This window comes from Actinophytocola sp., assembly GCF_045807065.1.
Taxonomy (GTDB): Bacteria; Actinomycetota; Actinomycetes; order Mycobacteriales; family Pseudonocardiaceae; genus Actinophytocola.
Window position 1 is genome coordinate 1 of sequence record NZ_JBJMIE010000561.1, and the last position, 11,617, is coordinate 11,617.

General features: G+C 73.9%; 8 protein-coding genes. 7 read left to right on the forward strand and 1 reads right to left on the reverse strand.

Annotated features, from left to right (window positions below; genetic code table 11):
• From ACJ73U_RS32945 to ACJ73U_RS32970, 6 genes are all read left to right on the forward strand, one after another.
• Positions 1-2,721: DnaJ domain-containing protein (locus ACJ73U_RS32945; protein ID WP_407781647.1), on the forward strand; the 2,721-nt coding region annotated here is incomplete at its 5' end.
• Positions 2,699-3,958, forward strand: coding sequence for a YrhB domain-containing protein (locus ACJ73U_RS32950; RefSeq protein WP_407781648.1), 1,260 nt, complete (start codon positions 2,699-2,701; stop codon positions 3,956-3,958). The genes ACJ73U_RS32945 and ACJ73U_RS32950, both read left to right, overlap by 23 nt.
• Positions 3,959-3,969: 11 nt before the next feature.
• Positions 3,970-4,557: a hypothetical protein gene (locus tag ACJ73U_RS32955; RefSeq protein WP_407781649.1), complete on the forward strand. Its 588-nt coding sequence runs from the start codon at positions 3,970-3,972 to the stop codon at positions 4,555-4,557.
• A 142-nt stretch (positions 4,558-4,699) separates the two neighbouring features.
• Positions 4,700-6,451 carry a hypothetical protein gene (locus ACJ73U_RS32960; RefSeq protein ID WP_407781650.1) on the forward strand — a complete coding sequence of 584 codons (1,752 nt, stop codon included), beginning with the start codon at positions 4,700-4,702 and terminating at the stop codon, positions 6,449-6,451.
• Positions 6,432-6,965: a type VII secretion system-associated protein gene (locus ACJ73U_RS32965; RefSeq protein ID WP_407781651.1), complete on the forward strand. Its 534-nt coding sequence runs from the start codon at positions 6,432-6,434 to the stop codon at positions 6,963-6,965. The genes ACJ73U_RS32960 and ACJ73U_RS32965 overlap by 20 nt, the downstream gene beginning before the upstream one ends.
• 105 nt (positions 6,966-7,070) lie before the next feature.
• Complete coding sequence (locus ACJ73U_RS32970) at positions 7,071-7,511, forward strand: hypothetical protein (protein ID WP_407781652.1); 441 nt, start codon at positions 7,071-7,073, stop codon at positions 7,509-7,511.
• 55 nt (positions 7,512-7,566) lie between these two features.
• Here ACJ73U_RS32970 and ACJ73U_RS32975 read toward each other — a convergent pair whose 3' ends face one another.
• The gene (locus ACJ73U_RS32975) at positions 7,567-9,375 is read right to left on the reverse strand and encodes an Hsp70 family protein (RefSeq protein WP_407781653.1); all 1,809 of its coding nucleotides are present in this window, start codon (positions 9,373-9,375) and stop codon (positions 7,567-7,569) included.
• A 144-nt stretch (positions 9,376-9,519) separates the two neighbouring features.
• Between ACJ73U_RS32975 and ACJ73U_RS32980 the strand changes: the two genes are divergently transcribed.
• The gene (locus ACJ73U_RS32980) at positions 9,520-11,319 is read left to right on the forward strand and encodes a hypothetical protein (protein WP_407781654.1); all 1,800 of its coding nucleotides are present in this window, start codon (positions 9,520-9,522) and stop codon (positions 11,317-11,319) included.
• The last annotated feature ends 298 nt before the right edge of the window (positions 11,320-11,617 follow it).

Here is an 11,617-nt window from a genome sequence, read left to right on the forward strand (position 1 = left end):
TCCGGAGCGAGGGCGCGGGCCGGGTCGTCGCGGACGGCGGAAGCCGCGCGGCGGGGCGGGCAGGAACCTGAGGCCGAGGTCCGGCGCCGGGCGGATGAGGCACGCCGCGAGGAAGCACGCCGACAGGCGCGGTTGGAGCGGGAGGCTCAGGAGCGGGACCTGCGTGAGGCTCGTGAGCGGGAGGCGGCAGCCCTCCGCGAGGCGGAGTTGGCGCGTGAGGCGGAGGTTCGGCGTCGGGCGGATGAGGAGCGGCGCGCGGAGGCACGCCGGCAGGCGGAGCGTGAGCGTGAGGCACAGCGCGAGGCTCGGGAGCAGGCCGAACGGGAGGCCCGTGAGCGGGAGGCTCGCGAGGAGGCCGAGCGGGTTGCCCGCGAGCAGGCCGAACGGGTGGCTCGTGAGCAGGCCGAGCGGGAAGCCCGCGAGAGGGCCGAACGGGAGACGCGCGAGCGGATCGAGCGCGAGGTCCGCGAGGCGTTGGAGCGGGAGGCCCGGGAAAGGGCCGAGCGTGAGGCACGGCTGCAGGAAGCCGTCGACAACGATCCCACCGTGATGGCCGCTCGGCGGGCGTACGCCGAGGCCAAGCGTCGTGCCGAGGAGGCGACGGCGGACCTCGACCGTTTCGTCGAGGAGATGGCGGAGGAGCGCCGCCGGAAGGACAGGCGTCGCGAGGAGGAGGCGGCCGAGGCCCGCCGGCAGCGGGAGGCGGCGGAGGCGCGGCGTCGTGAGGAGGAGCTGGCGGAAGCCCGCCGGCTCGCGGAGGAAGTCCGCAAGGCACGTGCGGACCGCGAAGAGGCGGACCGCCGGGCCCGTGAGAGCCAGCGCCGCTCCGACGCGCAGTGGGAGGCGGCGTACGAGGCCCGGTTGCGCGCGGAGCGGATGGCCAGCGAGGCGCGGACGCAGGGCATGAACCCCGAGGGCTGGCGCGAGGCCCGCGACAAGGCCCGCGAGGAGGCCAGGGCCCGCAACCGCGACGCGTCGTGGCGCCAGGAGATGCGGGACAACCCCGAGGCGTGGCGTGACCGGCGTGCCGAGGCCCGCGAGGAGGCCCGCCGCCAGCAGCAGGCCCGCGAGGAGGCGAAGCGCCGCGAGGACGCGGAGAAGGCCCGCGAGGAGGAACGGCAGCGGCAGGAGGAGGCCGAGCGCCGCGAGGAAGCCGCTCGCGCCCAGCGGGAGGAGCAGCAACGGCAACGCCGTCAGGAGCAGGAGCGTCAGCGGCAGGCCCGCGAGGAGGAAGCGCGCCGGCAGCAGCCCCGGCCCGAGCAGCCGAACCAGGAACAGCCCCAGCAGGAGCAGCCGTCGGAGGAGACCGAGAACCCCGACGACCCGAAGGGGTACTACGCCACCCTGGAGGTCAAGCCGGACGCGAGCGCGGAGGAGATCAGGAAGAGCTACCGAAAGCTGGCGCTCAAGTACCATCCGGACAAGAACCCGGGTGTGGACACCACCGCCAAGATGCAGGCGGTACAGGAGGCCTTCGACGAGCTGTCGGATCCGCAGAAGCGCAAGCAGTACGACGCGCTCCGGAGCATCAGCAAGGCCGCGGCGGCCCAGGCGGCGCAGTCGTCGAACGCGCGGCCCGGCCCGTCCACCCAGCCGGGTCCCTCCACCCAGCCGGGTCCGTCAACCCGGCCCGGCCCGTCCACCCAGCCCGGTGCGCAGAGCTGGGGTCAGCCGGGTCCGCAGTCGTGGGGTCAGCAGTGGGGGCAGCCGGGCTCGCAGTCGTGGGGTCAGCAGTGGGGCCAGCCGGATCCGCAGACGTGGGGCCAGCAGTCGAGCCGACCGGGTCCGCGGACCTGGGGTCAGCAGTGGAACCAGCAGTCGAACCAGCAGTGGGGGCAGCAGCCCGGGGCGCAGACGTGGGGCCAGCCGAGCGCCGGCCCGACCCCGCCGATGGACTCCGGACCGCCGGCCGGCTGGATCCCCGTGCGGACGGCCGTGAGGCGCGGCCGAACCGTCTACGTCCACCCCGACTCGTTCCAGCGCCGGCCCTTCGTGGGACGGGACGGCCGGACCATCGGTGTCACGTTCGTCCCGGACCGCGACAGCCTGCAGCGGCACGACGCCGACTGGGCGGCGTCCGCACACCGGCTCGACCTGAACCTGCGTTCGATGCCACGGGAGTCCACCAGTGACGCGCTGGCCGCCAACCGTGCCGACTCGCTGATGATGGCGCCGTGGTTCGCGGACTACGCGAACGGCGGCCCCGGCCCGATCTTCCTGGTCGGGCACGGGTTGGCCGACTGGCTGGCGGCCGAGGTCGAGGCGGGCGCCACCATCTGGGACGGCCAGTACGCGGTGCGCGCCGCCCGCCTCGACAGCTACCTGGACGGCACCTCGTCCTGGGACCTGCTGCGGCACGTGCGGACCTTCCAGGCCCTCCTCGCGAACAACCGGTACAGCTCCGTGGCCGGGATCATCTGCTACGTGGCGAAGGGCACCTGGTCGGACCAGTTCGTCGCGGCCATGCGGGCGGCGGGTTTCCTCCAGGAGGCGCACTTCGCGAACGACTCCGTGGCCACCATCAACCACCCGGCCGGCCCGGCGGTCGCCGTGCCGAACAACGCGGGCTACGACACCTACCTGCGACCCGACGCCTACGGTGTGACCAGACGGGTGTGGGCACAGGGCGCGAGGTACAGCCCGGAAGAGATCACCTGGCACCGGCAACAACAGGCCGCCCGGCGGAGGCACCACGGCGATGACAGCGACTTCAGCGACTGACGCGACCAGCCGGGTTGCCGCCGGCTGGCTGGAGCGGACCTACGGCGGCCTGGTCACCGTCGCCGGCGACCAGCCGATCCTCGAGACCGAGCGGAACTGGCTGGTGGCCTGCGGGTACGCGGACGACCCCGGCGTCCCGCTGGCCGCGACCCTCGCGGTGCCGAAGGACGGTTCCGCGCCGTTCCCGCTGGCCAACTCCGACCCGCTGGCCGACGAGCCGGCCGACGGCTGGGAGTGGCGGGCCAACGCCCGCGGCTGCCTGGTCGCGACGGACGCGGCGGTCGACAACCGGCCGGCCTCCGCGCTGCCCTGGCGCCCGGCCGACGAGGCACCGGGCTGGTGGGACCGGCTGCTCACCCGGCACTTCCCGACCGCCGAGGTCGCCACCTGCGCGACCTGGAGCGAGGTCACCTCGGCGATCGTCGACGGCGGGCCGGGCACCCGCGGTGTGGTGTGGCTGCGCAGGCGGGTCGCGGACGCGGAGTTGACCGGCCACCTGCTGTACGCCTGCCACGCCGACGGCAAGGCCGTGGTCATCGACGGGCAGCGCGGCGAGCCGGCCTGGCTGGACGACGGCGAGGTCGGCCAGCTCGTGGTGGCCCGGTTCCACCGCCCGGACCCCGAGCACCTGACCATGCCCGCGCTGGCGGCCGCCCCCGACCTTGCCGCCGCTGTCGACAAAGCGACAAGTTGGCTGGCCGGTACCTACGACGGCGCCGTGACGCTGGTCGACCCGGCCGCCGCCGACGAGACCGCACGCGGCTGGCTGTTCGCCTGTACCACCAAGCGGTTCCTGGTCACCGGCGACTGGCGCGACCAGTTGCTGGACGCCGCGCTGGTCGTGCCGAAGGCGGCCGGCGCCGAGCCGTTCGGGCTGCCCAACGACGACCCGTGGCACTGGCTGCGTGCCTGGGACGCCGGCCGGGACGACCTCCCCGACCCACCGGAACCCGGCGCGGCGGCCTGGTTCGAGCCGGCGGCCCGGCAGCTCGGGACCGTGCGGAGCACCAGCACCCACCGGCACTGGGGCGACGCGCTGATGGCGCTGTCGGACCTGCCGAACGGCGCGAAGGCACTGGTCTGGCTGCGGCGCAGGGACGGCAGGGGCCGCGAGACCGTCGGCAACCTGCTGGTGGCCGTGAAGGACGGCGACGAGGTGCGGCTGGTCGACCCGCGGACACCGGAACCCGCGATGGAGCCGGACCCGCTGGCCGTGCACGTCATCAGCTTCGCCTGAAAGGGGCCGACATGAGCGAGTGGACCTTCATGATCGACCCGGCGTGGCAGCCGGCCGACGAGGACGACGAGCCACCGTTCGAGGCGGTCGTCGGCGGCTGGTTCCTCCGTGATGACGGCGAGGTCAGCCTGTTCCGCCCGAACCCCGGCTACCAGCCGTCCCGCCCCGGCCTGCCGACGGACCCGGCGGACGCGGCCCTGCAACGCCTGGCCGCCGCCGCCTCTGAGGACGTGACTGACGGCGCCACTGAGGACGCGACTGAGGGCGCCGCGGAGGACGCCACTGACGGCGCCAACGACACCGACCGGGGGGAAGCGCTGCTGTCGGCGCTCGCGGAGGTCCTGCTCGGCGTGGCCGTCGACGAGCAGGGCATCGCTCTCGTGGTCCCCGCCCCGGACGGCGTGCCGTCGGTGCTGGTGACCACCGCCCCGCCGCACCGGGCCAGGGTGGACACCCCGGCCTGGCGCGAGGTGACGGTCACCGAGCTGGCCGTGGCCCTGCCACCCCAGGACGTGGACGTGCTCCTCAACCCCGGCGCACCGGCCTCGACCCGCCTGACGGCCGACGCCGTGCGCTCGGTGGCCCGCCCCGCCCGCTGACGGCGGCTCGCGGGCCCCGAAGGGGGCGCCGGCCGCGTTCGTGAGGGGAAGTCCGGTGAACGGGTCCCCGCGGTTCGGACGTCCCAGAAGTGTCGCGCCCGCGTGGGAACGTGTCGTGAGCCGAGAATGGAAGGGGGAGCCGATGTCCTTGCTGACCCGGATCGGCGTGCGTGCCGGGGCTGGTCTCGCCCGGACCAGGCTCGGAGAGACGACGGTGGTGCACGACGCCGACGGTGTCACCGCCGAGGCGGGTGCGCTGGCGGAGTCGCTGCCCGCGGATCCCGACCACGAGCTGGTCGTCGCGGACCTGCCGCCCGTGTCCCCCATCGAGGTGTGGAAGGCGTTCGCGGCCGCGCTGCCGCGGGGTCGCCGGCCCGTGCGGGTCGTGCCCGGGCGGCAGCCGCGGGAGGTCGCGCCGCACGTCTGGCAGTGGCTCGCCGACCGGACCAACCGGACCGTGGTGGCGCCCTACGGCATGACCCACCACCTCGGGAACGCGTTGTTCGTCCACTCGGCCGACCAGAGCGGCTGGGTGGAGTTCAGGAGGGGCAGGGGACCCGCCTGGAGGGGCAAGCGCTTCCCGCGTCCCGCCTGGGACTCCGTCGAGTTCGGCCGGGTCCGCGCGGCCGGGTTCCGCGGCGTCGCCGAGCCGTTGCCCGCCGGCATGTGGGTCCGGCCGGACATCGGCGACGGCGCGCTCACCACCGGGCGCACCAGGCTGCGGGCGCTGCCGTGCCAACCCGACGCGCCGCTGCTGGTCCTCGGGGCGCGGGACGCCGCGGACCTCGAACCGGCCGACATCGCCGCGTTCTGCCGGACGCTGCCGACCGCGCCCCGCTTCGTTCTGTACGGCGGCGTGGCGGTCACGAACAGCGCGGTCGGCCAGGAGCTCGCGGACCTGCTCGGCGTGGAGCTGTGCTGCTACAACGGTATCCCCGCCGATCCACCCGACGTGCTGACGCTGCGCACGGACGGCTCGCTCGGCTGGAACACCTTCGCCCAGGCGTTCACCTACCGGCCGGGCGGCGGCGCCCGGCTGACCGTCCACCGCCCACCGGTCGACGGGCTCGGCGAGGTCTCGCCGGGCGTCTACTGGTACACCCGGGACGTGGTGCTCGAGGTCGTCCGCGCCGGGCTGTGGATCCGGCCGGCGGAACAGATCGCGGACCCGGCCGGTGTCCGGAACGCCCCGCTGGACCCGGTGCACAACCTGCTCCTGTACGAGGCGACCGAACCCGCCGCGGCCGAGCTGCTCCGCGAGGTGGCCGAGGGCCTCGTGAACCGCCTCGACGACGCGACCCGGGTGGCGACCAGGCTCATGCCCAGCACCGCCCTGGCCGGTGTCGACCTGGCCGCTGTCACCCGCACCACCGAGCGGGCACGACCGCCCGCCGAACCGACGCCCGTGCCTGCCTCCACACCGCAGGCCCCGCCTCCGTCGGCGCCGACGACCGTCCTGAACTCCGCGCCATCGCTGGAGATCCCGTCTTCACCGGAGCCCACGGCCGCGTTGAATCCCGCGTCTCCGTTGGAGGTCCCTCCTCCGCCGGCGCCGACGGCCGTGCTGAAGTCCGCGCCACCGTTGGAGATCCCGCCTCGGTCGGAGCCGACGACGGTGCTGGAGTCCGCGCCGCCGCTGGAGGACCCGCTTCCACCGGAGCCCACGGTCGCGCTGAAGCCCGCGCCGCCGCTGGAGGCCGAGCCCGTGCCCGAGCCCGTGCCTCCACCGGCGCCCGTGCCCGAGGAACCCGTTGCGACGGAAGAGGATCTCGAGGAGGAGGACCTCACCGAGACCGACCTGCCGTGGCTCTCGCGCCTCATGGAGACCATGTCGATGCCGGTACCCGTCCGTCCGTCCGAAGTGGAGCGTCACGATGACCGTGGAAGCCGATGAGTCGACCGGCGGCGGCGTCTTCTTCCTGATCGACCCCGCGTGGCAACCGACCGAGGAGGGCGAGGCCACGCCCGTGACGTCGGTCATCGGCGCGTGGCCGGTGACCGAGGCGGGCCGGGGCCGGTTCCAGCCGAACCCGCTCTACCTGCCGTCCACGAAGGACTCCCCGCTGGACCCGGTCGACGCGGTCCTGCGCCTGCTCGCCCGCGGCGAGTTCGACCCCGACCAGCTGCCCGAGGTGCTGAGCGACGTCATGCTCGGCATCGCGCTCGACGAACAGGGCGTCGCGATCGTGCGCCACGCACCGGACGGCGTGCCCGCGGTGCTGGTGACGACCTCCTACGGCCACCGCCTTCGGATCGACGCCGCCGGATGGCGCAACGTCACACTGACCCAACTGGCCGAAGCCCTGCCGGCGCGGGGCGTCGACGTCCTGCTCAACCCCGGCGCGCCAACGTCCATGCGGGTGTTGGCCGACGCCGTCCGCGCGGTCGCCGCGGGACAATCCGCCTAGTTTCGTCACAGTAGGCCGGCCGAGGGCCGGTGGCGCCCGGGTGTAGGGTGCGCTCCCACACGTGAAATTACCTCACGTATTTGAGCACGTCTGGGAGGACTGGCAGTGGCGAGCAAGGAAGCGCTGAAGGCGGCCATCCACGCCGCTTTCGACTCGGTGGTCGAGAACGGTCCGAGCTACACCAAGGTGTACGGCGCCGAGATCAAGCAGAAGAACTACGTGATTTTCCGCAGGACCACCATCAGCAACTTCGCCATCGGTTTCCGGCCGGGCAGCACCGACCTGGTCATCGTCCCGCTCGACGAGAACAACGGGAACGTGACGGCCGGCAGCCCGCTGACCATCACGGACGCCAACCGCGCCTCGGTGAAGAAGCGCGACCTCCAGGGGCGCTTCGTCATCAAGACGACGGACGGGCAGACGTTCCGCCTGAGCATCATCCCGTCCGTGCCGAAGATCATGGCCGCGGCCTATCAGCTGCCGGTCGACCAGAAGGCCGAGTACGACGCGTTCGTCGCCCTGCGCGACTCCCTCACGGCGGCCTGAGGAGCACGAAACCCCTGACGCGACGATGGCGTCGAGGCCATCGTCGCGTCAAGCCTCAGTGGAGGTTGCCGCAGGGGATGGCGTCGTCGTCCGATGCGGCGTCCGCCTCCCAGCGGACGGCGGAGAACGTGGCGTCGAACGGCTGCTCGGTGTAGACGAGGAACGGCGTGTTGACCCGCTTCGGGTCCAGCCCGGCCGCGGTGAAGCAGGCCACCGGGATCTTGACCGTCGATTTCTTCTCCGGCTTGAGGTCCCGCAGCAGCCTCGTCACCGCGACCTCGGCGCCGCACGGGTAGACGCAGTGCACGGCGACCGTCGTCTTGGCGGTCGGCGGTTCGTGCACCACCACGTCGAACACCAGCGCACCCTTGTCCGCATAGGACGACAGGTCGCGGGTGCCCGTGTCGCTCTGCAGGTACACCTCCCCGGGCGCGCCGCGCCAGGTCACCCGCAACCCCTTGCCGACGAGTGCCGCGGCGATCGGGCCCTGTTGGGCGCCCGCCGCGCCGATCTCGGTGCCGCCCCAGTTCTCCTGCGAGGCGATGAGGCCGACCCACGGCTTGACCACGCCGTTGTCGAACACCCGCAGCGTGGTGGCCGGGGACGCGGTGTCGTTCGGTGCCGGGCCGCTGGAGACGAGCAGGATCGTGGTGACCGCCGCGACGACCAGGGCGACGCCCGCGGCGATCGCCGGCACCAGCCACCTGCGCGGCGAGCGCGGGCCGGACGCGGGGCGCTGGTCACCGGGTTCCGGGAACGGGACAACGGGTGGCGGGGCCGGGGCCGTCATCAGCGGGGCGGCCGGGGTGGCGGCGCGCGTGGCGACGGCGGCCGCGCCGAGCGCCACGGTGAACTTCGGGTGCAGCGTCACCCGCACCGGCTTGCCGAACTCCTGCGACACCAGCTGCGACACCAGCGGGATGCGTGAGGAGCCGCCCGCCAGCAGCACCGCGGACAGGTCGTCGGGCCGCAGGCCGGCCGAGGAGATGGTGCGGCGCAACGCGTCGGTGGTCAGCTTCACCGACGGTCTGATCATGTCGTTGAACTGCAGCCGCGTGATCGTCAGCTCCCGCGGCCCGGACGGCAGCGGCACGGTCAGCGTGACGTCCGGCTCGATCGACAGCTCCTCCTTGGCGCGCACGCACATCGCGCGGATCTCCGCCAGCACGGTCGCCACCGCGGGGTCCGCGGCGTCCAGCGCGCCGATCGCCCCGTCGAACCGGTCGTCGATGTGCGCGAGCAGCGTCTCGTCGAAGTCGGTGCCGCCCATGTGCTCGATGCCTTCCGGGACACCGAGGATCTCCATGTCACCCGAGCGCATCCGCAGGATGGTCGTGTCGAACGTGCCGCCGCCGAGGTCGTAGACGGCCACCACCTCGCCGTCGCCGAGCCGGCGCTCCGCCGAGTAGTGCGTCGCGGCCGCCTCCGGCTCGGTGAGCAGCCGGAACTCGTGCACGCCCGCCAGCTTGGGCACCTCCGCGAACTGCTCGCGCCGGTACGGTCCCCAGATCGCCGGGCAGGTCAGCACGATCGACGCGGGTGGCAGGCCCACGGTCCTGGTCACCGTCGCGAGCACGTCGCGCAGCTGCGCCGCCATCAGCGTGGCGGGGGAGTACGCGGCGCCGCCGAGCACCAGCGGGGTCGGGTCCCCGAGCCGTCGCTTGAAGCCCCGCGCGACGCGGGCCGGGTCCGCCGCGGCCGCCAACGCCGCTGGTCCGGTCAGCACCGTGCCGTCCGGGGCCGGATAGGCCACCGACGGCACGACCACGCCGGGGGACAGCGGAACCATGCGCGTCCCGGGTGGACCGCTGATGGCGGCCGAGGTGAACGAGGTACCGAGATCGATCCCCACGCCGTATCTCACGAGGCCTCCGCGCTGCTGGTCGTCAAGCAAACTCAAAACCAAGCAAACAAAGCTACAATAACATTCGATGCTGTCGGGATATCCCTACCCGGTCACGGGGCCGGCACCCTTGTGAGTTCACTGCCCGGCCAGCAGGCTTGCCCGGTGGCCGCCGGTGACGCATTGCTGAGGAAGGGCCAGCGTCCGCACGAGATCGCGGCGACTGTACCGCCCGAGAACCTGGTCGCCGCACTCGTCCGCAACCTGGCCGGGGTCGTCGGCGGGCAGGCGGCCTACTGCGTGGGCCCGGAGTTGGCCGTCATCGCGGCGTGGCCGGCGCCGACCCTGACCGGCGTCACCGAGACCGCGCGCGAGCCGGTGGCCGAGGACGGGGTCGTGCTGGTCGCCGGGCCGAAGCGGTGGGGCGAGCGGGAGCAGGCCGTGCTCCGCGAGACCGCCGGCTGGCTCGGTATGGCCGCCCGGCTGGACCGCCTGCGTGCCGACCGGGACCGCGCGGAGGCCCGCGCCACGGCGCTGCGCGTCGAGGTGCGCACCGCCCGGGAGCGGTTCGCGCAGGTCCGTGAGCTGGAGCGCCGCCGCCTCGTCAAGGCGATCACCACGACGACGCTGAGGGACCTCGACGACGTGCGCCGCCGGCTGCGGCACCTCGACGAGTCGCTGACCGAGGCGACCTCGAGCGCCCAGGAGCTGGAGGAGGTGCGGGACGCGCTGGACGAGCTGCTGGACGAGTTCCGCACGGTCGTGCGCGGGGTGTACCCGTCGATCCTGCCGGACCGCGGCCCGCGCGCGGCCCTGGAGGAGCTGGCGGCCACGCTGCCGCGCCCGGTGCGGTTCGACGGCGACCTGGGCAGGCGCGTCGGCTGGGAGGTCGAGTCGGGCCTGTACCACGCGGTGGCCGCCGTGCTGACCGTGCTGGCGGGCAGCGACCGCGAGTCGGCGGTGGCGGTGGACTTCAGCCGCGAGGACGCGCTGCGGGTGCTGGTGACCGCCCCGGCCGTCGAGCTGTCCCTGGCCGACCTGCGCACGGCCCTGGACCACGACGCCGAACGCCTGGCCGTCCTGGGCGGCTCGATGCGCTCGGCGGTGACGGGTGGCGCGGCGGTGGTGAGCATCAGGCTGTCCGAGCGGGTCGACCCGGTGCTGTTCGACTCACCGAGGTTCGGCCACAACGGCCTCTACCGGCGGGTGAGCGACCTGGTCCGGCAGGGCGTCGCCACCGACGGCCCCGACCGCGCGCGGTGGGCCGCCGTGGCCGAACGCCTGGCCAGCCCGCCCCGCGTGGCCGTGGTGCGCGCGCCGGGCATGCCCCGCGAGTCCGCGGTGGGCGTCGTGGTGGTGGACGTCGAGGGCCAGCCGGACCAGGCCCTCGCGGAGGAGTTCCTGGCCGACAGCGGCCCCCGCGGCTCGATCGACGCGGTGCTGTGCCTGGTGCCGCCCACGCCCGCGTTCCGCGCCGCCCTGCGCTGGGGCCGCCAGCGGGTGGCCCTGAGCGAGTCGATGAGCCTCGCCGACCTGGCCCGCACGGTGATCTCCTGGAGCCCGGTCATCGCCGCCCGCCGCGCCATCGTGACGGTCCGGGAGCTGACGTCCGTGCTGCCGCTGGACCACCCCCTGCGCTGGGGGATCGACCGGATCGGCGCCGGCACCCACGAGATCGCCGAACTGGACCTCCTGGACGACCTGGAACGCGGCGACACCCGCCTGCTGCGGGGCGCCGGCTGGGGCGCGGTCGTCGACGCCGTCCGGTTGCTCGGGGCACGCGGCACGGACCCGCGTGCCCGACTCGGGCTGTCCGCGGACGCTCGTGAGGAGCAGGTCCGGGAGGCGGCCGACCTCGCCGTGCGGCGGTGGCGTGCGCATGCCGAACGCCCGGGGACGGGTGGCCGCGACCGGGCGGCGTGCGAGGTCCTGGCCCGCACGGCCGAGGGCATGCTCAGTCCGTGACCCTGCCCCCGCCGACGTGTGGCCGCGGCGGAGGTTGCCTTCCCCCGGGGTCGCCGAGGCATTCGGGGGACATCCCTACCCGCGGTCGATGGCTCACCCCCCGCGGGCGGAGGGACAGACCCAACGACTTCCGCTTCCACCGCCGGCAGAGTCGTCCTCAGCACCCGCAGGCTGGGGAGAGGAACCGGAATGACCACCATGGAGAGTGTCGTCCAGGCGCACGGCGCCGCCCTGCTCGCCTACGCCACCCGGGCCACCGGCGGCGACCGGCACGCCGCCGAGGACGTCGTGCAGGAGA